Genomic DNA, 21,278 nt, shown 5'->3' with positions numbered 1-21,278 from the left:
ACATGAACCTATCTATAGTAATACCCCTTTTAAACGAAGAGGAATCTCTTGCCGAACTGCACCGCTGGATAGCGGGCGTTATGGCAGCCAACAATTACAGCTACGAAATACTATTTATTGATGATGGCAGTACCGACGGCTCGTGGAAAAAAATACAATCTCTCTCAGCAGCGGATCCTAATGTAAAAGGTATCCGCTTTTTGCGTAACTATGGTAAATCGCAGGCGCTGCATGCAGGCTTTGCACGTGCGCAGGGCGATGTGGTGATAACCATGGATGCCGACCTGCAGGACAATCCCGAAGAAATACCTGGGCTGTTTGAAATGATTACCCAACAGGGGTATGACCTTGTTTCCGGCTGGAAGAAAAAAAGGTATGATTCAGTACTGTCTAAAAATATGCCTTCCAAGCTATTTAACTGGGCTGCAAGAAAAACATCCGGGGTAAAACTTAACGACTTTAACTGCGGGCTTAAGGCCTACAGGCTTGATGTAGTAAAAAACATAGAGGTTTCGGGCGAAATGCACCGTTATATACCTGTGCTTGCAAAAAATGCAGGCTTTCCAAAAATTGGAGAAAAGGTGGTTAAGCACCAGGCACGTAAGTATGGCAACACCAAATTTGGCATGGAGCGTTTTATAAACGGCTTTTTAGACCTTATCACAATATGGTTCATCAGTAAATTCGGCAAAAGACCCATGCACCTTTTCGGGGCGCTTGGTGTTCTTATGTTTATCATAGGCTTACTTTCGGCAATTTATATAGGTTTTACTAAGCTTATTAAATTGTACAACCACGAGCCTGCCATACTGGTAACAGATAATCCGTGGTTTTATATTGCCCTTACAACTATGATTATTGGTACACAATTGTTTCTTGCAGGCTTTTTAGGAGAGATAATACTGCGTACAAAAAATAACGAAGAGCGCTACAAGATTAGCGAAACCTTATAATAAAATATTTGTAACTTCATCCGGTAAAAAACCTACTTACAAAACTATAATTAAACCAATCCTCATGGAAATTTCACAATCAATATTAGATAAAGTAAATATATGGCTAACCCCGGATTTTGATGCGGATACCCAAAACGCCATAAAAGAGATGATGACCTCATCTCCTAAAGAACTGGAGGAAAGCTTTTACAAAAACCTTGAGTTTGGCACCGGCGGTATGCGTGGCATTATGGGCCCCGGTACCAACCGCATCAATAAATATACACTGGGTAAAGCAACTCAGGGACTATCAGAATACCTTAAAAAATCTTTTCCCGGCGAGCAGGTAAAAGTAGCCATTGCCTATGATTGCCGTAACAATAGCGACACGCTTGCCAAAACAGTTGCCAATGTATTTTCGGCTAACGGCATAAAAGTGTACCTGTTTGAGGAACTTCGCCCCACACCTGAACTTTCTTTTGCGGTTAAGCATTTAAAATGCCATGCAGGCGTAGTACTAACTGCATCTCACAACCCACCCGAATATAACGGATATAAAGTGTACTGGCAGGATGGCGGCCAGCTTGTACCGCCTCAGGATAAAGAAATTATAGATGTTATTGATTCACTTGAATATAGCCAGATTAACTTTCAAGCTAATGACAACCTGATAGAATATATCGGTAATGACCTTGACAGGGCTTTTATACAGACCTCTATACAAAATGCCACTTTTAATACCAGCCAGGAAGCCAAAGACCAGCTTAAAATAGTATTTACACCACTTCACGGTACATCAGTAAAACTGGTGCCCGATTTACTTGAAGATGCGGGTTACAACAATGTGTTTCTGGTAGCGGAACAATCAGTCCCTAACGGAAATTTCCCAACGGTAAAATCGCCAAACCCGGAAGAGCCGGAAGCACTGCAAATGGCAATTGACCTTGCCGACCAGATGGATGCTGATATTGTTATAGGCACCGACCCTGACAGTGACAGGCTTGGTGTAGCTGTACGCAACGGCAACGGCATTATGACGTTACTTAACGGTAACCAGACAATGGTGCTGATGACACACTTTTTACTGGAGCAGTGGAAAAAGCAGGGCAGGATTAACGGCAACCAGTTTATAGGTTCTACCATAGTTTCTACCCCAATGATGATGGAACTGGCCACAGCTTATAATATAGACTGCAAAGTAGGGCTTACAGGCTTTAAGTGGATTGCCAAAATGATTAAGGATTTCCCTGAGCAGGAATTTATAGGCGGTGGTGAAGAAAGTTTTGGTTACATGGTTGGCGATGCCGTTCGCGATAAAGATGCGGTAACTTCTACCCTGCTGATATGCGAAATGGCAGCACAGGCAAAAGCAAAGGCAAGCTCGCTTTATATGGAACTGCTCAAGCTTTATGCCGAATTCGGGTATTATAAGGAATCGCTTATATCGCTTACCAAAAAAGGTATAGAAGGTGCGGAAGAAATAAAGCAGATGATGAACAACCTGCGTAATAATCCTGTAGAAGAAATTAACGGGCAGCGCGTGGTTATGGTTGAAGACTATAAAACATCTGTAGCCCGCAACCTGCTAACCAATGAAGAGGAAGAGTTACTGCTTCCAAAATCAGACGTACTCATTTACTATCTGGAAGACGGCAGCAAGATATGCGCCCGCCCAAGCGGTACTGAACCTAAAATAAAATTTTATTTCAGCGTAAATGATACGCTTGACGATATAAATGATTTCAAGAAAGTTGACGCCATGCTGGCTGACAGGATTGAAAACATTATAAAAGGTATGAACTTAAACTAATTTAATGAGTAGCTATAAAAAATTCTTCAGGTTCGCAAAACCTTACCGAAAGGAAATGTACCTCAACATTTTCTTTAATGTGCTGTATGCGTTGTTCAGTACGCTTTCACTGGTTGCGTTAATACCTGTTCTAAAAGTAATTTTTAACGACACAGAGCCAATATTTGTAAAGCCTGTTTATCAGGGGCTCAGCGAACTTAAACCTTTCATAGAAAATTACCTCAACTACATACTAACAAAAGAAATTGGAGAACATGGAGTGTTTAATGTCCTGATGTTTATCATCGGTATCATTATATTTATTTTCCTGCTTAAAAACTTCACCAACTACCTGGCTATGTACTTTGTAACCCACCTGAGGAATGGCGTTATAAAAGACCTGCGCACAGATTTGTATAAAAAGGTAGTAAAGCTGCCTTTTTCATACTATTCAGGTACAACAAAGGGCGATGTTATAGCGCGCCTTACTACAGATGTAAACGAGATAAGTAACTCTTTCATGAACTATCTTGAAATGATAGTAAAGCAACCGCTTACAATTTTGTTTACACTGGTATCTATGTTTATCCTAAGCACCAAGCTTACCATTTTTGTACTGGTGTTTATACCCATAGCAGGCTTTATCATATCAAAAGTAGGTAAGTCGCTTAAAAAGCGTTCTATGCGTGTGCAGCAGCAGCAGGGCAGGGTACTCTCTATCCTCGAAGAAACCGTTGGCGGGCTAAAGGTCATAAAATCATTTACTGCCGAAGGTATATTCAGCACTAAATTTACCAATATAAACCAGGCGCTTTTTCGTTCTTCAAACTCGGTAGCCAACAGGCAAAACCTTGCTTCGCCTTTAAGTGAACTGCTTGGTATTGTGGTAATAGGCGTACTGCTTTGCTATGGTGGATATCTTGTTTTTGAAGATGAAACAATGGAGGCCGGATTCTTTCTTGGTTATATAACACTTGCCTATAATATTTTAACTCCTGCAAAAGATATATCTAAAGCAAGCTACAGCCTTAAGCGCGGTAATGCTTCTGCGGAGAGGATAACGGAATTACTGGAAACAGATATTAATATTGCGGATAAGCCTGATGCTATAGAAACAACCGCATACGAAAGTGGTATCAGTATAGAAAATATTACCTTCCGCTATGGTGAAGAAAATGTACTCACAAATTTTTCGCTTACCGTGCCAAAAGGCCAAACTGTTGCTTTGGTGGGGCAGTCAGGCAGTGGCAAGAGTACCATTGCAAACCTGCTTACCCGTTTTTATGATGTGCAGCAAGGCAGTATAAAAGTAAGCGGTACCGATATAAGGGATTATAAGCTAAAAACGCTTCGCGGCATGATGGGGCTTGTAACGCAGGATAGCATATTGTTTAATGATACTGTTCGTAATAATGTGGCACTGGGCAAGGAAAACGCAACCGATGAAGAGATAATTGCTGCGCTTAAAGTAGCCAATGCCCACGAATTTGTTGAAGCCCTTCCGGAAGGCATACATACCAATATTGGGGACAGCGGTAATAAATTGAGCGGGGGCCAAAAGCAACGACTTAGTATTGCAAGGGCAGTACTTAAAAACCCGCCGATAATGATACTGGATGAAGCTACCTCTGCACTGGATACCGAAAGTGAAAGGCTGGTACAGGAAGCGCTGGAAAACATGATGCAAAACCGCACATCAGTAGTAATTGCACACAGGCTGAGCACCATCCAAAAAGCGGATAAAATTGTGGTAATGCAAAAAGGCCGCATTGTTGAACAGGGCACGCACGATGAACTGATAGCACTCGACGGGACTTATAAAAAACTCGTTACCATGCAAAGCTTTGAATAGCTAAATAAATTTTAAAACAGCCGCAGTCTTTGCGGCTGTTTCATTTTAGATGTATTTTTACGTTTAAACACTAAATTATATATGCCGATAAAAGCCATCATCTACGATCTCGACAATACTGTTTACCCTGTTAGCGCCATTGGAGAAAAGCTGTTCGGGCCGCTGTTTGAACTGATACAGGAGAGCGGGCAGCACACCAAAGATTTTGATGCCATAAAATTTGCCATTATGCGGACACCGTTCAGGATTGTGGCACAAAGGCATAAATTTAGCCCTGAACTTACCCAAAAAGGAATTGCGCTACAGGCAGAACTGGAATATGAAGATGCAATAGAGACTTTTGAAGATTATCCCGAAATAAAAAATATCCCCGCAGAACGCTTTTTAGTTACAACCGGCTTCCGTAAAATGCAGATGAGCAAGATAAAGCAAATGGGCATTGAGTCTGACTTTAAGGAACTGCATGTGGTTGACCCTACCAAAACAAGCAAGAAAGAAGTGTTTGCTGATATACTTAAAAGGTACAACTATTCTCCTGAAGAAGTGTTGGTAGTAGGCGATGATCCTGAATCGGAAATTGCGGCGGCAAAAGCTTTAGGTATAGCTACGGTGCTTTATGATAAGAGTGGGATACATCAGGCTGAAGAAGCCGATTACCGGATTGACCATTTTAAAGACCTTAAAGCAATATGGCAAAAAGCCGGTAACAGATAACAGTATTTTAACCGCTGCGTGAAGATAACATTGCTAAATTTACAGATTAAAAAAACTGGTATATGTATGTACCCCACACTAACATAACCGTTCCCGAACCCGAAACAGTGGTTTGGAAGTATCTGGACTTATCTAAGTTCCTGGACTTGCTGCTGTGCAGAAAGCTCTTTATGGCACGTTCGGATAAGTTTGAAGACCAGTATGAGGGAACTTTCAGCGAGCCTACCTTTGGTGAAATAAAAAAAATCGCCGAAAACAATCCACGGTTTTTAGACCATTACAAAACCCACAGGGAAAAGGTAGTTATCAGTAGCTGGCACATTAACGAATATGAATCGTATGCCATGTGGCAGATTTTTACGCAAAACAACGAAGGACTTGCCATACAAAGCACCATAGGCAGGCTGCAACAGGCGCTTGAACCTGAAAGAAGATATGAGCAGCATATTGGCGCTGTTAATTACATCGACTATAAGAAGGAGTTTATCCCGTTTGATGATACCTTCTTTCCGTTTCTGTTTAAACGTAAGAGCTTTCAGTATGAAGGAGAAGTGCGAATAATATCGGATATTACCAAGTACAATCAAAACATTAATGATGGTTTAAAGATAGATGTCGATATTAATAAACTGATTGAAAAGATATACATCCACCCAAAGTCGGAGAACTGGTATAAAAACCTGGTAATACAGCTAATGGAGCAGTTAGGCTTTAATTTTACAATAGAAAAATCTGACCTTGAAAGTGAAATATTGATTTAATACTTACTGTACCGGCTCATAATCAGTAGTAGCCCAATCGGCAGAAAGCAAATCGACAAAGTGGTAGTGTACTTTGTCTTTTTCATCAAACGCACCGTTTTGGTTTATATCCTCAATTGTACGGAAGTAAAGCCTGTTTTGTGCCTCAACAATATTCCAGTCTAAAAGTTCCTGCATATCAAGCGAAAGCTTATGGAAGTTCCTGCCACTTACATCACTAATATATAACGATTTTATATCGTTCAGGTCTATCTTCTTGTCTTTATTGGTATCAGAATCCACCATAGAATATACAAGCACCTGCCTTTTGCTGATAGTATTAAGGTAGGTTACTGTTTGTATCTGTACATGCTTATCTGTAAGCGGATATAGCGCGGTACTGTCTATATGCTGAAATTTAAGGTTTTCAAAATAACCCGTAAGCTCATAACGGTTATAGTTAGATATAGCATAGCTTACGTTATTGGTTCGGCTGCTGCCATAACTCCTGGCTTTGTCATCATACACACGTATATCGCCAATGGGATGTATCAGGTACTTTGTGCCTTCCATGTGCACCGGAAGGTCGGCTACCTTTATTTGCGCAGAATCAGGCTTAACATCCTTTTGTTCATCTGCTTTGTTCTCATATATAACCTTTGGCTTTGGCTTTTCCTCTTTACGGCAGCTGATTGCTGCAAGTGCTGCAAAACATAAAACCAGTAGTGTGCTCTTTTTCATTTTTGATAAGGATATAACCCAAAAATAAGGAAAATGTTTCAATAATCAGATACGTGCCGTAAGCTTAAGGCTGAAAACACGGCTGGTTAAATAATTAGGTATGCCATACTGGGTTTTGGTATAAACATCGCGCACCCAGGTATTGGTTATGGCATTCTGGTTATCAAACAGGTTAAATATCTCAAGCCCCAGCGAAAGCTCATCAAAAGCAGCAAGCCAGCTGTCAGCATCAGGCTTTTTGCTGTCATCGGTAAACACATAGGCAAAGCCGGCATCGGCACGGCGGTAATCTCTTAACCTCGACTGGTACACATAAGGGTCGGCATACGATGGCGAACCACCCGGAAGTCCGGTATTATAAACCAGGTTAAGATACATTCTCAGGCTTGGTATATTGGGCACATAATCCTGGAAAAGCAAACCGAATTTAAGCCTCTGGTCGGTTGGGCGGGCAATATAGCCCCTGTCCCTGTAGTTCTCCTCAGTCTTCATATAGCCGAAAGTAAACCATGACTGCGTGCCGGGAACAAACTCTCCGTTAAGGCGCATATCCAAACCATAGGCATAGGCAACCGCATCATTATTGGCACGGTAACGGATACGTACGTTTTCCAGCGTGTAAGTGTTTACATCATCCATATCTTTATAATAAGCCTCAGTAACCAGCTTAAATGGCCTGCCACCCCACATTTTAAAACTATAGTCGTTACCAAGCACCACATGTATAGAACGCTGTGCCTTTACATCAGGATTAACAACACCTAAAGAATCGCGCAGCTCCCTGTAAAAAGGCGGCTGGTAATACAAACCTCCCGCCAGTCGGAAAAGCATATCTTTTTCCCAGTTTGGCTTCAGGCTAAACTGCGCACGCGGGCTAACCACTACCTGGCTTTTGCCTTTACCGCTTATGTCGCTGTCAACCTGCCATTGGTGCGCCCTTACCCCCAGGTTCATATAGGCTTCGCTATTGCCAAGCTTTGCCCTGCGGCTCCATTGTGCATAGCCCTGCATGCGGTTTATAACTACAAAATTAGTAGCCCTTACATTTTGGTAAGGCGTCAGCGGGCCATAGTAAGGGTTATAAGGCTGGTCGTTTACCTGCCTGTCTATTACAGGTGAGGGCAAAGAAAACCCTGCAGAGTCTATTACCTCCCACTCTACCAGCCTGTCTCGAAAATCTTCGCGGGTATATTTTACGCCCCACTCTACAAGGCTCGTTTTAAAATCATGTACACCCTTAACCTCTGCATTGGCAATAAGGGCATCAAGGTCGTTACGGCCGTGGTTAAGCTGAGAGCCTACTCCCCTTGGGTTTTGTATCTGCCCGAAATTTTCACTTCCTATAGAGGTATCTACATCGCCCAGTACATACTGCGCCAGTATATCAAAATGCTCCTGTTCCTGCGTGTGGTAAACAGAGCCGATAACCTTTAAGGTAAAATAGTCGGAAACTTTATATGTAGATTTTAATGCACCAAAATAAGTAAGGTATTCATCCTGTTCCTGCCCTTCATAAAATATCTGCAATGCTATAGGCTCATCTATAGTACCAAAATTGGTTTGGCGTGTCAGCGGTTCATAATTATACTTATTCTGCGATATGTTGCCCAAAAAGTTAATCTCCCATTTATCCGAAGGCATGAAGTTTACCATTGTCTGCACATCGGCGAAAACAGGGTTAAAATTGGTTTCGGTTTGCTGGCTGTTTACCAAAAGGCTGTTGTTGCGGTAACGTGCGCCGGTAATAGCACTCCACTTTTTATCCTTAGAAATACCTTCAAGCGTCAGGCTCCCGCCGAGGAAGCTTGCTTCTAGTTCAGCTCCGTAATCAACCGGCCTTCGGTAGGTAATATCCAATACAGAAGAAAGCTTATCGCCATAGCGCGACTGAAAACCACCTGAGTAAAACTGAACATCTTCTGCCATAGCAGAGTTGGTAAAGCTCAACCCTTCCTGCTGCCCGGATCGTATAAGCAACGGCCTGTATATTTCTATATCTTCTACATACACAAGGTTCTCATCATAGTTACCACCACGTACGGAATATTGCGTACTAAGCTCATTATTACTATTACCTCCCAAAAGTTTTACTATAGCCTCTACCCCGCCGTTTGCACTTGGTATTTTTCGCAATAATGCAGGCGGTATATCAATAGCACCCTGAAGCTTTTTACGCCCTGTCGGCGAATCTATCTCAACTGTTTTAAGTGTGGTGAGTCCTGTTAAAAGTATTGAGTTAAATTCATAAATGCTACCCGGAGGCAACTCTACACCCTCATAAACTGAATTGGCAAAACTGACATGGGCGAAATGCACATCTACAGGAACATTTGCAGGGAGGACTATTTTGTAATAACCGCTTTGGTCAGTATTAACAGAAACGCGACCGTCAGGCCCGTCATAATATATATTTACGCCTTCTATAGGCAGGTTATGCTCATCGAGCATTACACCATGCATAAAAGGGGCATTCTGAGCTAAAACCACACTGCTGACCAGGAACAGGGCCAGCGAAAGGAACTTTTTAATTGTTTTCAACAGAGGCTGTATTTTGTGTTCTGAAAAAATGCGTTTCAAAGGTAGTAGAATTCGCAACATTATCTGTAACAACAACTTTTAAATCGTTGCGGCCTTCATCTGCAAGGCCATCACTAAAATTATGTACTATCATACGGGTTTTGTAATCATAGTGCATCAATATCCACTTCCCGTTAATCCAGGCATCATAGGTTGCAATGCCCGAAAGGTCATCGCTTATTTTTAAGCTGAAGCTGTTTTCTTTACTCAGCCACTTGCCTTCGGTAAAGCTTGGGCTGTATATTTTTGGCGGGGTTATGTCTTTATCAAGCTCAAAGGTACCAAGGGCACGCACTTTTGCTGTAAGCCTGCCTTCTTCCATATAGCTGGAATGATAATTACGCCTTTTTCCGGTTGTGCCTGATATAAACGTTTTTTGCAGTTCTTCAACCGGTATATGGCTCACATCAAACGAAACCGTAAGGTAATCATGCACCGGCACTTTTGGGTCGTGCAGGTACAAAACAGTATCCCTTACATCAAAATCCATATAAAAATCTTCATAAAAAGCATGGGCAGGTATAAATACCGAAACGCCGTTTTTGGTATAAATGTTATCATTTGCCGCCTTTACAAAGTATGGAGTGATGTGCTTTGGCTCCATTACACGTGCAGGTTCGGGCGAATAGGCAATGCTGCCATTTATAACGGCTTTGTTTCCGTGAAAATCGGAAACCTCAATGCGATAGTTCTGTACCTTATCAGGCTCAATTGCAAGATGCCCATTTGTAGTGTTCTTTTTTATTAACGACAACGGGTATGGTGTCTTTATAAATAGTTTCTGGTACTTCTCGCCCGTATTATAATAATGTCCGTAATCAATTAAATTATTCACGTAGCGCGACTCATTAAAGGCAAAACTGTCGAAAGTATAACTAAAGCCGGGGCTGCCGTTATAAAAGGTTTCCACTTTATAAACACCGTTGTGCCCATAACTGCCTGTAGATTTATCGGATGTGCTTATGGCAAAACCTACATTGCCCTTAGCCATTATTTTATCGGCAATATAAGTCCCGTCTTTCTGCAGCTTGAGGTTTATCAAAAACGGCCTGCGGGCACCATCAACCACCGCATCCTCGCTAAGCGGGTACACCATAAGCCCATGTACAGAGGGAGTCTTTGTGTCCTTCATAAGCTTTTTGAGCCCGAAGTGCAGGGGGTTTATTATTTCTTCTGTTTTGGTATCGCGATATTCGAAGTGCAGGTGCGGCCCCCCGGAGCCACCCGTGTTACCGGAAAGTGCCACAAGCTCGCCATGGGCAACCTTAATTTCGCCCGGCTTAAAGAACAACTCTATATCAAATGTCTGCTTTTCATACTGCTTTGCACGCACTACAGAATCTATTTTAGGAGCATAGGCCGAAAGGTGTCCGTAAACGGTTGTGTAACCATTAGGGTGGTCTATGTATAAAGCTGTGCCATAACCATAAGGGGAAACTTTTATACGCGAAACATAGCCTTCGGCAGCCGCATAAACAGGGTGGCCAATGCTTTGCTTAGTGCGATAATCTAAACCTGCATGAAAGTGGTTCGTTCGTATTTCGCCAAAGGTGCCGCTGGGGTGCACGGGCAAATCCATAGGTGAACGGAAATAATCCTGCGGATAAGGATCCTGCGCAAAAGAAGCGGATGCAATCAGTAATAAAATATAGCGTAAACTCATACGGCTAAAATATGAAAAACCTTATAATTAAAAGGCTGCAAAAACTTAAACTTATAACTGATTACAAAGCAATTTATTACAGATATATTACAAAAATTTACAATAAATTTTACATTATTGTTGTTTGTAAACAAAGTAATATTAACTTTGTAAAATATTGTAATGAATATCGGTTGCCATGAACGGATTACCCGAAATAGTTGATTCTCTGGAATATAAACTTAAGCAGCTACTCCGTAAAATGGAGATGCTGGAAAAGAGGAACAGGGAACTGGAAAATAAACTTTCTGAGTCAGCTATGGTTAACGGCAGCCAGCTTGAAGAGATCATGATGCTGAAAAAGCAGAATGAAACACTTAAAATGGCTAATTCATTACTGGGCAGTGACGACAATAAGAGAGAGACAAAACTCAAGATAAATTCATTGATCCGCGAAATTGATTATTGCATAGCACAACTTTCTGATTAAGGAAGAGATGGATGAGAAGCTGAAGATTAAAATATCTATTGCCGACAGGGTTTACCCGCTAACGGTAGATCCGGCACAGGAAGAAGGGCTTAGAAGCGCTTCTAAAAAAATCGACAGCATGATAAAGCAGTTTGAAGAGAATTATGCAGTAAGGGATAAGCAGGATGTTTTAGCCATGTGTGCGCTACAGTTTGCCGCACAGGCAGAACAAAAGCAGATAAACACATCTGCAGAACTGGAAACGGCTTTCGATAAGCTGAAGGAAATGGATGAAAGACTGGGACAAATGCTCTCTGAATAATAAATATACGTTCTTTACATACGTCAAGATACTGCCTACATTAGTACATATTTGATAAACTCAACACCAATACATTAAAATGGGTGAATCATCGCTGTTAAAGCAAGCTGCCACAGAGCAGATCCTTGATCAGCGGGTTAGCTCAAAACTTGTCTTTACGAGTTTATACAATCTTCTAATGTAGGCTTTTTTTATACACATACATCAACACTAAAACAAATTATGGACGCAACATTAATGTTAATTATCGGTGCCGTTATAGGGCTTGCTGCAGGCTTTGGCATAGCAAAATTCCTGGAGAAGAAAAGCGCTACAGGCATTTTGGGCAACGCCCGTAAAGAGGCTGCCTCTATAATTAAGGACGCAACTAACGAGGCTGAGGCCATTAAAAAAGATAAACTGCTGCAGGCAAAAGAAAAATTCCTTGAGCTTAAGGCAGAGCATGAGCAGGTTATACTGGGCAAAGACAAAAAGATTGCCGAGGCGGAAAAAAGAACTCGTGATAAGGAATCTCAGGTATCCAGCGAACTTGCAAAGAGCAAGAAGCTGAACGAAGAAGTTGAGGCTAAAATTACCGACTATAACAACCGCATAGACTATCTTGACAAAAAACAGCAGGAAATAGACAGGCTGCATAAGAGCCAGGTTGAGCAGCTTGAAGTGATATCAGGCTTAAGCGCCGAAGAAGCCAAAAACCAGCTTGTAGAAAGCCTGAAAGCCGATGCCAAGAGCAGTGCAATGGCACATATTCAGGACACTATAGAAGAGGCTAAACTAACTGCACAGCAGGAAGCTAAGAAAATTATATTAAACACGATACAACGTGTAGGTACCGAAGAGGCTGTAGAAAACTGCGTTTCGGTATTCAACATCGAATCTGATGACGTGAAGGGCCGTATCATCGGGCGTGAAGGGCGTAATATCCGTGCGCTGGAAGCTGCTACAGGTGTAGAGATAATTGTAGATGATACACCGGAAGCTATTATACTTTCGTGCTTTGACCCGGTAAGGAGGGAAGTAGCGCGCCTTGCCCTGCACAAACTTGTTACAGACGGAAGGATTCACCCGGCGCGTATTGAAGAGGTTGTAGCCAAAACAGCCAAGCAGATAGAAGACGAAATTATAGAAGTTGGTAAGCGTACAGTAATAGACCTGGGCATACACGGACTTCACCCTGAACTTATAAAAGTAGTGGGAAGGATGAAATACCGTTCTTCTTACGGGCAGAACCTGCTACAGCACTCAAGGGAAGTTGCCAAACTTTGCGGTATAATGGCTGCCGAGTTAGGACTAAACGTAAAACTTGCCAAAAGAGCCGGATTACTGCACGATATAGGTAAAGTGCCTGATACAGAAAGCGACCTTCCGCACGCATTACTGGGTATGCAGTGGGCAGAGAAATATGGTGAAAAAGAAGAAGTTTGTAACGCCATTGGTGCCCACCACGACGAAATTGAAATGAAAACCATGCTTGCCCCTGTTGTACAGGTTTGCGACGCCATATCGGGCGCAAGGCCGGGCGCAAGGAGGCAGGTACTGGATTCGTATATACAAAGGCTTAAAGACCTTGAAGACATTGCCTATGGCTTTGGAGGCGTTAAGAGCGCTTATGCCATACAGGCTGGCCGTGAGCTTCGTGTGATTGTGGAAAGTGAAAAAGTGAGTGACGAAATGGCTGCAAACCTTTCATTTGAGATATCGCACAAGATACAGACTGAAATGACTTATCCGGGACAGGTTAAAATAACTGTTATCCGCGAAACAAGAGCTGTAAATATTGCTAAATAACGGCAATACAGTACATTCTAAACAAAAAAAGCTGACTTGATTAAGTCAGCTTTTTTTATGTTTTAAACTTCTTCAAGAACAAACATCTTTTCAAGGTCTTCCCTGCATATCGGTTTCAGGTAATAATCTTTTACGAGCCCGTCAAAATCTTTAGATTTACTTATATCCACTTCGCTGTTAGAAGAACTGATCATATAGATTATGGGCTTTTTATCAAAATCTTTTACCATTTTCTCATATTCCTCTAAAAACTGCCATCCGTTCATTATTGGCATATTCACGTCGAGCAATATCAGGTCGGGCATTTCAACATCATCTTTGTTTTTACGTATAAACTCTATGGCATCATATCCGTTACAAAAAAATGTCGTTTCAACATTAATATCATTCTGCTTTAAAAGGTTTTTGAACAGAAAGTGATATATTTTATCGTCATCTACTATATAAAGGCTCTTAATCGTCTTCATTAAAAAATATTTTAAAAGTAGTCCCTTTATTAACTTCGCTGTAAACTTCTATCTTCCCTCCCATTGCCTCTACCTGGTTTTTGGTGATGAACAAACCTATACCCCTTGAGTTTTGGTTCTTATGAAAGGTTTTATACATCCCGAACAGGGAGTTTTTATGTTTCTTTAAATCGAGCCCAAGCCCGTTATCTGATACCGAAAGTACCTTTACCCCTTTTATTACTTCAAAATCAAAAGAAAGCATTGGCTTTCTCTCGGGGCTTGAGTATTTTATGGCATTTGTTGTAAAATTAAGCAAAACACTCTCAAGATAAGCCGGATTGTAGTTTACGGTTACATCAAGAGGTATGTTAATCTCTACATTAACGCCATGCTTGGTTATTTCATTATGCAAGATATTTAAAATATTTTTGAGATAATGCCTCAGGTTGAGCTTTTCTTTCATGATCTTTACCTCAAACTGTATATCAACAAGCTCTTTAAGGTGTATTATGGTAACATAAAGCCCATCTGATATTGCCTCAAGCTGGTTAAGCATTTCCTGCTTTTCCTCCTCTTTTGCACCCTTAAAAATATCTATAAGCATTTTAAGATTACCCGCATGCGAGCGTAAGTTATGCGAAACTATGTGCGCAAAGTTGCTTAGCCTGTTATTCTGGCTGCCAATAATATTTATAGTGTTGGCAAGCTGGAGCTCTTTCTCCTTCATATCAGTTATATCCTTATGGGTACCAATGGCCCTTACCGGATTCCCCGTGTCGTCATAACCTACAGCCTTGCCCCGGCTTAATACCCAACGGTATTTTCCGCTGTCGTTCAAAACCCTGTATATATTTTCAAACGAAGGTATTTCGCCCTTAAAATAGGTTTTACGGGCCTGCTCATGCCCTTTAATATCGTCAGGGTGCATGCGTGCCCTCCAAAAAGATAAAGGCACTACAGCCTCTTTTTCTTCTTTACCGATAATCTTCATAGACTGTGCAGAAAAATATACCGTATTGGATTTCATATCCCAGTCCCAAATACCTTCAGAGGCTGCCTGTAATGCATACTTGTAACGCTCTTCAGATATTTTTATCTCACGCTCCCTGTCTTTTTGTTCGGTAACATCGCTTACCCGGCCATAAAAGCATATAGTACCATCGCGTTGCTGCTCCGGTTTAGCTGTAATACGCATCCAGCGTAAACCTTTAACAGGCAGCTGAACACGGTATTCGTGATTCCAGCGTGAAAGGGTATCTTTAGCATATTCCATAGCGGCTATAAACCCTTCAGCATCTTCGGGATATATACGCTCCCTGAAAAAAATATCCGTATCTGAAAGAAATGTTTCGACACTCAGCTCATAAATATCATTAACGCTTTCGCTTGCAAATACAACCGAATAAAGGTTATCTGCCTTCCAAACCATTTTAAAAATAAGGTCAGGCACCTGGTCCAGCAGCTTTTTATAAAAAGCATTAAGGCTTTCCCCATCATGGATATCCGGTAAATCGAAAAACTTCATGTTACGAAATTAGAGCAAAAAACTATATAAATATAATTAAGATTTTATAATGATATTATAAATAATTAATAAACTATCGCCTTGGGTGGTAGGTGTTAAGCACATTATCTAAAAACTTGCGGTCCAGATGCATATAAATTTCGGTCGTGGTTATAGATTCATGCCCGAGCATCATTTGGATGGATCTTAAATCTGCGCCGTTCTCCAACAGGTGCGTTGCAAACGAATGCCTGAAAGTGTGCGGGCTTATATTTTTAGAAAGGTTAATTTTTTTTGCCAGGTCTTTAATAATAGTGAATACCATTGCTCTTGTTAACCCCCTGCCCCGCCTGTTAAGGAACAAAGTATCTTCGCTGCCTTTTTGCACCGGCTGAAAAACCCTTACTTCATCTTTGTAAATGTTTATATATTTCTGTGTAAAAGCACCTATTGGCACAAAGCGCTGCTTGCTGCCTTTGCCTGTAACTTTTATAAAACCTTCTTCAAAAAACAAGTCAGATAGTTTAAGCGTAACCAGTTCAGACACCCTGAGGCCGCAACTGTACAAAAGTTCCAGCATGGCACGGTTGCGTTCACCTTCGTTTGTACTAAGGTCTATTGCAGCAATAAGATTATCTATTTCCTGTGTTGATAGAGTATCGGGTAACTTCCTTCCAATTTTTGGTACTTCAATAAGTTCCATTGGTGATGTTTTACGGTAGTCTTCAAAAACTAAGTAATTAAAGAAACTTTTTAACCCTGAAATAACACGTGCACGTGAGCGCGGATTAAGTTCGGCGGCAATATGATAAACAAACTGCTGTATAACATCTTCCGACACCTGTAAAGGTGAAACCTCTATATTAAATTCTGTTAAATACTGAACCAGCCTTTTTATGTCGAAAAGATAATTCGCTACAGAATTTGCCGAGAGCCCACGCTCTATCCTGAGGTATGATTTATAGTCGTTTATGTATTTATCCCAGTTTTTCAAGCGGTTAAAATTATGTGAATTAAGAATTATTTGACAAAAGCAGGAATTTTATTGCAATACTTTTGAATCAACAAAACTAAAACTTTATCAAGATGAAACGAATTAAAATGTTATTTCTAAGTGCTGTAATGTTTGGAGGTATTGCAGCAGTAAATGCACAAACCAGCAACATGAACTCATTATCACCAAGATTTGGTGTTAAGGGTGGTGTTAACTTTGCCACTGTTACAGGTGATGACTTTGACAGCCCCGACTCAAGGACAAGCTTTCACGTAGGTGTACTTGGCGAAATGCCGTTAACCGAGATGTTCTCTATCCAGGCAGAAGTTTTATACTCAGGCCAGGGATTTGATGCTGACTTTGAAGGTTCTGACGGTGACAAAGCAGAATACCAACTTGACTACATCAACGTGCCGATACTTGCAAAAGTGTATGTACTTGACGGACTAAGCCTTGAAGTAGGACCACAATTCAGCTTTGTTGTTAATGAAGAGTTTGACTTTAACCCTAACTCTAACGACGGAGATATTGACCTTGAGGGTACTCCCGCTGAAGCTGAAACCTTTGAATTTGGTGTAGCTGCCGGCCTTACATTTGAAACAAGCATGGGGCTTTTTGCTACAGGCAGGTACAATATGGGCTTAACAGATATTATAGAGGATGTTGACGCTAAAAACTCAGTATTCCAGATAGGTATTGGTTACAAGTTTTAATCTGTGATACCTTTTATAAACAATAAGCTCCCTTTCAGGGAGCTTATTTTATTTATCTAACCATTGCAAAGTGTCCGCGATACTCCCTGCCGTCCTGGCGTGTAACTACAAACCAGTAATCTGTTGATGGAAGGCTGGCCCCGTTAAAGGTTCCGTCCCATCCATCGCTTGTAGAGCCAAAAGCGGTAATCATTTTACCATACCTGTCATAAATCTGCACCTTAAGGTTTGGTTCTTTTATAGCATACTCAATATACCATTTGTCATGCACTCCATCTCCGTTAGGGGTAAAGTAATTAGGGTAATGCAGCAACACCACTTCTTCTATATCCATACCACATCCGTTAAGGTCTCTCACATAAACCTGATAAACCCCTGTTTCAAGGTTTTCAAACACATTGCTTTCCTGATAGTTAAAACCATCTAAAGAATACTCATAACGCCCTTCTCCTTTAATATGAACTGTTATTGAGTTTTCATCCCTTGTCCAGTCCCTTGTATCTATGGCAACGATTTCAGGCTGTTCAGAAGCAAATATTTCCATTTCTGCAAACCCGTCACATTTTCCGTTACCATAATTCTTTTCAACAATTACTGTATAAAGTCCCGGTTCTGTAACATAAATTGTTTGTGTAGTTTCACCGGTACTCCATAAGTAGCTGCTATATCCGCCTTCGGCAGTAAGTTCAAGCGCAATACCGTCACAAACTGTGCCTTTACTGGTTATATGCGGTTCCTGATACTCTCCCACATACAGCCTGAAAGAAGTTGTACTGTGGCAAATATCTATTTCGTTATGCTTAAGCCTGACATATATAACCTGCCCGTTTGCTGTGCTCGTGTAGTACTCCGGTAACGGGTTGATACCGTTATCAGCATCAGCCTGTGTAGCATGATAGGTAATAGTGTACATTGCACCAAACAGAGGACCTAAAATTGCAGCATTCTGTTCAGTAAGATGAAATGTAGCGGTGTCATCCGAGCCTGCTTCCGCACATATTACCATATCATCCGGCTGGTTAGCTGCGGCTATAGATGGCAGTTCCTGGAAATTTATCCATTGTGTTACTACATTACCGCAGGCATCTTCTACACTAATAACATATTCTGCCGGCTCAAGGTCTCTAAAAATATTGTCTGCACCATTATCAATCATAATAGGCTCGCCATTTTTTTGTGTAATTTTATAAGACACAGGATATCCGGTAACTTCTACATAAACATCGTTTGGCTCCCCAACACAAGCCATAGTATAAGCGCTATTAATAGTTAACACGTCATAATATTCAAACTGCCCTAACTCGCTTATGCATATAGTATTTTCATTACTTGCAGTTGTATAGGTTTCAAACCTTTTCAGTATCCTGAATTTTCCGCTGTAATTTAGATTGTTACGCACAGTATTATTATTAAGCCTTATTCCGGTATCAGAATCAGGCAAAGAACCCTCTGTATATACCACACCGGTTTGCGGGTGCATCCACTGGCCTGTAGATGTATTAAGCTTTTGCAGCCAAAAAGTGGCGCCTTCAAGCCCGTTGCTGGAGTCTGTTACCTTAACCGAGAATGAACCGCAGTTGGGTGTAAAGATAAAGCTGCCTTGTGCAGGAGGGTTATAGCCTTCTATATAAACCTGCATATCATGAACAATACCGCATTCGTCAGTAGCGTTAAATACATAATTCCCTTCCGGAAGATTACTCATGTAGAACCTTCCGTTAAAAATGTTTGAAGAAACGTTAGCCTGGTACATCTGGCCGTATGCCGATGGAGCAAGAGTAACCAAAACCTCTGTCAGGTCTCCGTTACCGCTTCTAAGCATCACAGAGCCATAACCTGCTTCGCAGGCAACAAGCGTTGCGTCTGTAAAAGGTTTTTCTACAAAAGGAGGTACTTCCACAATTTCTTCATAACTGAAACCGCAATCGTCAGTGAAAGCTATGGTATAGAAACCTACAGGCATATTATTTAATGCAAGTGTACCCGCATTATTAATATTAGAAGTTACGTTCTGCGGCAGCGAACCTGTATATGGCGAATCTGTTGCAACAATTGTAGCCGATACAAGATTTGAATTAGGAACACTTATCCTAATCCTGCCAAATTCTGAAAAGCAGCCGTTGTTGCGGCCATTTACAACAGGGGTTGGTATATTTACTTCAACATTAAGCGTTTTAATAGCTGATCTTCCACATTCATCTGTAACTTGCAGAACATAATAACCAAAAAGTACAGGGTTTTCTGCATTTCCAAACTCTATAGATGGTTGTATAAAACTGCCATTAGCAGCATCGTTATAATCCAAAGCATTAAAACCGTCAGGCGCTGTTAAAAATTCAACCGTATATGAATTTACAAAACCTCCCACATTTACTAAAAGATATTCTTCACCACATGGGGCATTCGCTGTAAGAAAAGATAATGCTAACTCATGGCTAACAATATTATCACTTTTCTCATATAATGTATTACAGTTATCCGTAACAGATAAATCATAGGAATAGGAAACATTATATCTGGGCAGTACAGCAGATACCTCTAAAGCGTCAGCAGGACCATTAGTAAAAGTCTGGTCAATAACGATTTCATCACCACCTATCTCCATAGCATTTAACCTATGCTGCACAGTAAGCGGATAAGCTATAGAGCCTGATGTTGCTGCTATAACATTTGTAACAGTAATAGAATCGCAAAATACAGCAGCGCTTTCTGTATAAACAGGATCAGATATACTAAGTTGAGAGCTTACAACCGTAAGAGTATGCGTTTTAACCTTGCCTACACCACAATTATTAAAAGCCCTGATATTATAGGTGCCCGAAGGAAGCCCGGTAAAAACATTAGATGCCTGCAACGGCCTTGTTTCAGGGCCTGATATAATTTCATATTGAGCAGCTGTGCCCTGCGTGGTATTTACCACAATATTACCTCCTGTTGCACAGTTTAAATTATTGGAAGAAACCGAAATAGCAAAAGGCTGTATAAGATTTTGTATAGAAATTTGGGCCTCTTTACTATTGGAGTCGTCACCAAGCACCTGAAGTGCCAGCACTTTGTAAGTTCCTGCCGACAAACCACCCAGATAATTATCTGATAATATAGAAACTGGAGAACTTGTGTTTGGCAGTTTAAATACCTTATATAATATTGTAGATCCTTGAGTAGTTCCACTCACATTAAAAGTAATTGAACCATTGTTTAAACAAATTTCATCTGTCTTAGATAAAGTCAGATTAAAATCGGCAAGCTGGGCATTTGCAATGCTGCTGCACAATAATAAACCAAGTAAAAGTCTAATTAATTTCATACATCCGGTTTTTACATTCGTTTTATTTTGTTTTGTACTAATAAAACTTTCAATTTTTACAGTACAAATATAAGTTAAAACAAAGTTAAAGTATTGATTTACAATTATTTAACTAGTGCATTTCAACGATTATTATAGCAAAATTTAATTTTTAACTAAGACTAAAAAATAAAAATTGCTGAATATCAATGCTTTATAGAAATCACTACAAAAAATATTTATTTAATAATATGTAATAAAAATTATGATATCAATAACTTTTTTATTAAATTTAATAAAATTTTTAAATATAAATCAATAAAAAACACTCTATAATAATAATGTTGTAAACATATAAAACTTGAAAATGTTCATAACTTAGGAAACATCTTGTTAATAAGAGTTAAGAAAATGTTTAAAATAGTATTGATAGGTAAGTACCGACTAAAGCAATAGAATCAATCTGTACTACTGAAGAATAATAAAGGATATAATGTAAATTGAATAAAAGCTACAATAAAAGGATAACTTAAAAGAGTATGATGATCCCAACATTGTGAACTATACGAGCAGTATAAAAACAAAAAACCCTATCCGTTTTGGATAGGGTTTCAAAAGAAAGGCGATGACATACTCTCCCACAAGATGCAGTACCATCTGCGCAGGCGGGCTTAACTTCTCTGTTCGGGATGGGAAGAGGTGAGCCCCGCCGCAATAATCACCTTAAGTTTTTCAAGGCAAGAGCCATTAGCCAACAGGCATT

The 21,278-nt window shown here is 40.5% G+C and carries 16 protein-coding genes, 1 rRNA gene and 1 other RNA gene; 10 read left to right on the top strand and 8 right to left on the bottom strand.

What is annotated here, in order from left to right; genetic code table 11:
• Positions 1-2: 2 nt before the first annotated feature.
• The 5 genes from KJK34_RS00090 (at position 3) to KJK34_RS00070 (ending at position 6,051) form a co-directional block, all read left to right on the top strand.
• A complete protein-coding gene (locus KJK34_RS00090; protein ID WP_223051808.1) occupies positions 3-953 on the top strand; it encodes a glycosyltransferase family 2 protein in 951 nt (316 codons plus the stop codon).
• 64 nt (positions 954-1,017) lie between these two features.
• Positions 1,018-2,745: a phospho-sugar mutase gene (locus tag KJK34_RS00085; protein ID WP_223051807.1), complete on the top strand. Its 1,728-nt coding sequence runs from the start codon at positions 1,018-1,020 to the stop codon at positions 2,743-2,745.
• A 4-nt stretch (positions 2,746-2,749) separates the two neighbouring features.
• Complete coding sequence (locus KJK34_RS00080) at positions 2,750-4,576, top strand: ABC transporter ATP-binding protein (RefSeq protein ID WP_223051806.1); 1,827 nt, start codon at positions 2,750-2,752, stop codon at positions 4,574-4,576.
• Between the two features lie 81 nt (positions 4,577-4,657).
• Positions 4,658-5,290: an HAD family hydrolase gene (locus KJK34_RS00075; protein ID WP_223051805.1), complete on the top strand. Its 633-nt coding sequence runs from the start codon at positions 4,658-4,660 to the stop codon at positions 5,288-5,290.
• A gap of 62 nt (positions 5,291-5,352) precedes the next feature.
• Positions 5,353-6,051: a hypothetical protein gene (locus KJK34_RS00070; RefSeq protein WP_223051804.1), complete on the top strand. Its 699-nt coding sequence runs from the start codon at positions 5,353-5,355 to the stop codon at positions 6,049-6,051.
• Between the two features lie 3 nt (positions 6,052-6,054).
• On the opposite strand, the gene KJK34_RS00065 is transcribed toward KJK34_RS00070, so the two are convergent.
• Genes KJK34_RS00065 through KJK34_RS00055 form a run of 3 tightly spaced genes read right to left on the bottom strand, consistent with a single transcriptional unit; the run spans position 6,055 to position 11,011 of the window.
• Positions 6,055-6,771, bottom strand: coding sequence for a hypothetical protein (locus KJK34_RS00065; protein WP_223051803.1), 717 nt, complete (start codon positions 6,769-6,771; stop codon positions 6,055-6,057).
• 45 nt (positions 6,772-6,816) lie between these two features.
• The gene (locus KJK34_RS00060) at positions 6,817-9,309 is read right to left on the bottom strand and encodes a TonB-dependent receptor (RefSeq protein ID WP_438839196.1); all 2,493 of its coding nucleotides are present in this window, start codon (positions 9,307-9,309) and stop codon (positions 6,817-6,819) included.
• Positions 9,296-11,011: a M23 family metallopeptidase gene (locus KJK34_RS00055; RefSeq protein ID WP_223051801.1), complete on the bottom strand. Its 1,716-nt coding sequence runs from the start codon at positions 11,009-11,011 to the stop codon at positions 9,296-9,298. The genes KJK34_RS00060 and KJK34_RS00055 overlap by 14 nt, the downstream gene beginning before the upstream one ends.
• A gap of 178 nt (positions 11,012-11,189) precedes the next feature.
• On the opposite strand from KJK34_RS00055, the gene KJK34_RS00050 reads away from it, so the two are divergent.
• The 4 genes from KJK34_RS00050 to rny all read left to right on the top strand — a co-directional run bounded on the left by KJK34_RS00050 (position 11,190) and on the right by rny (position 13,569).
• Positions 11,190-11,480 carry a hypothetical protein gene (locus KJK34_RS00050; protein WP_223051800.1) on the top strand — a complete coding sequence of 97 codons (291 nt, stop codon included), beginning with the start codon at positions 11,190-11,192 and terminating at the stop codon, positions 11,478-11,480.
• A gap of 7 nt (positions 11,481-11,487) precedes the next feature.
• Positions 11,488-11,781, top strand: a complete 294-nt coding sequence (locus tag KJK34_RS00045; RefSeq protein ID WP_223051799.1) for a cell division protein ZapA — start codon at positions 11,488-11,490, stop codon at positions 11,779-11,781.
• A 58-nt stretch (positions 11,782-11,839) separates the two neighbouring features.
• Positions 11,840-11,946, top strand: a non-coding RNA gene (gene ssrS / locus KJK34_RS00040) — 6S RNA.
• Positions 11,947-12,003: 57 nt separating this feature from the next.
• Positions 12,004-13,569, top strand: a complete 1,566-nt coding sequence (gene rny / locus KJK34_RS00035) for a ribonuclease Y (RefSeq protein WP_223051798.1) — start codon at positions 12,004-12,006, stop codon at positions 13,567-13,569.
• A gap of 62 nt (positions 13,570-13,631) precedes the next feature.
• Here rny and KJK34_RS00030 read toward each other — a convergent pair whose 3' ends face one another.
• The 3 genes from KJK34_RS00030 to xerD all read right to left on the bottom strand — a co-directional run bounded on the left by KJK34_RS00030 (position 13,632) and on the right by xerD (position 16,516).
• Positions 13,632-14,036, bottom strand: coding sequence for a response regulator (locus KJK34_RS00030; RefSeq protein WP_223051797.1), 405 nt, complete (start codon positions 14,034-14,036; stop codon positions 13,632-13,634).
• Entirely contained in the window at positions 14,023-15,543 is a 1,521-nt protein-coding gene (locus KJK34_RS00025; RefSeq protein WP_223051796.1) for a sensor histidine kinase, read from the bottom strand. The genes KJK34_RS00030 and KJK34_RS00025 overlap by 14 nt, the downstream gene beginning before the upstream one ends.
• A gap of 73 nt (positions 15,544-15,616) precedes the next feature.
• Positions 15,617-16,516 (bottom strand): site-specific tyrosine recombinase XerD, encoded by a 900-nt coding sequence (gene xerD, locus KJK34_RS00020; RefSeq protein ID WP_223051795.1) that lies wholly within the window; start codon positions 16,514-16,516, stop codon positions 15,617-15,619.
• Positions 16,517-16,608: 92 nt separating this feature from the next.
• On the opposite strand from xerD, the gene KJK34_RS00015 reads away from it, so the two are divergent.
• Entirely contained in the window at positions 16,609-17,229 is a 621-nt protein-coding gene (locus KJK34_RS00015; RefSeq protein WP_223051794.1) for a porin family protein, read from the top strand.
• A 52-nt stretch (positions 17,230-17,281) separates the two neighbouring features.
• On the opposite strand, the gene KJK34_RS00010 is transcribed toward KJK34_RS00015, so the two are convergent.
• Positions 17,282-20,536, bottom strand: a complete 3,255-nt coding sequence (locus KJK34_RS00010; protein WP_223051793.1) for a T9SS type B sorting domain-containing protein — start codon at positions 20,534-20,536, stop codon at positions 17,282-17,284.
• A gap of 596 nt (positions 20,537-21,132) precedes the next feature.
• Positions 21,133-21,241: ribosomal RNA gene (gene rrf / locus KJK34_RS00005) — 5S ribosomal RNA — on the bottom strand.
• Between the last annotated feature and the right edge of the window lie 37 nt (positions 21,242-21,278).

Origin of the sequence: Flavobacterium coralii, from assembly GCF_019891545.1 — a bacterium.
In the GTDB taxonomy this organism is placed as follows: Bacteria; Bacteroidota; Bacteroidia; order Flavobacteriales; family Flavobacteriaceae; genus Flavobacterium; species Flavobacterium coralii.
The sequence above is the reverse complement of the archived record's forward strand: the minus strand, read 5'-3'. Positions and strand labels throughout refer to the sequence as shown.

Excerpts from the sequence above, each read along its gene's own strand:
- KJK34_RS00045 (WP_223051799.1), top strand. The coding sequence starts at position 11,488 with ATGGATGAGAAGCTGAAGATTAAAATATCTATTGCCGACAGGGTTTAC.
- KJK34_RS00030 (WP_223051797.1), bottom strand. The coding sequence starts at position 14,036 with ATGAAGACGATTAAGAGCCTTTATATAGTAGATGACGATAAAATATAT.
- KJK34_RS00090 (WP_223051808.1), top strand. The coding sequence starts at position 3 with ATGAACCTATCTATAGTAATACCCCTTTTAAACGAAGAGGAATCTCTT.
- KJK34_RS00050 (WP_223051800.1), top strand. The coding sequence starts at position 11,190 with ATGAACGGATTACCCGAAATAGTTGATTCTCTGGAATATAAACTTAAG.
- KJK34_RS00015 (WP_223051794.1), top strand. The coding sequence starts at position 16,609 with ATGAAACGAATTAAAATGTTATTTCTAAGTGCTGTAATGTTTGGAGGT.
- KJK34_RS00085 (WP_223051807.1), top strand. The coding sequence starts at position 1,018 with ATGGAAATTTCACAATCAATATTAGATAAAGTAAATATATGGCTAACC.
- KJK34_RS00065 (WP_223051803.1), bottom strand. The coding sequence starts at position 6,771 with ATGAAAAAGAGCACACTACTGGTTTTATGTTTTGCAGCACTTGCAGCA.
- rny (WP_223051798.1), top strand. The coding sequence starts at position 12,004 with ATGGACGCAACATTAATGTTAATTATCGGTGCCGTTATAGGGCTTGCT.
- KJK34_RS00010 (WP_223051793.1), bottom strand. The coding sequence starts at position 20,536 with ATGAAATTAATTAGACTTTTACTTGGTTTATTATTGTGCAGCAGCATT.
- KJK34_RS00070 (WP_223051804.1), top strand. The coding sequence starts at position 5,353 with ATGTATGTACCCCACACTAACATAACCGTTCCCGAACCCGAAACAGTG.
- KJK34_RS00025 (WP_223051796.1), bottom strand. The coding sequence starts at position 15,543 with ATGAAGTTTTTCGATTTACCGGATATCCATGATGGGGAAAGCCTTAAT.
- KJK34_RS00055 (WP_223051801.1), bottom strand. The coding sequence starts at position 11,011 with ATGAGTTTACGCTATATTTTATTACTGATTGCATCCGCTTCTTTTGCG.
- KJK34_RS00075 (WP_223051805.1), top strand. The coding sequence starts at position 4,658 with ATGCCGATAAAAGCCATCATCTACGATCTCGACAATACTGTTTACCCT.
- KJK34_RS00080 (WP_223051806.1), top strand. The coding sequence starts at position 2,750 with ATGAGTAGCTATAAAAAATTCTTCAGGTTCGCAAAACCTTACCGAAAG.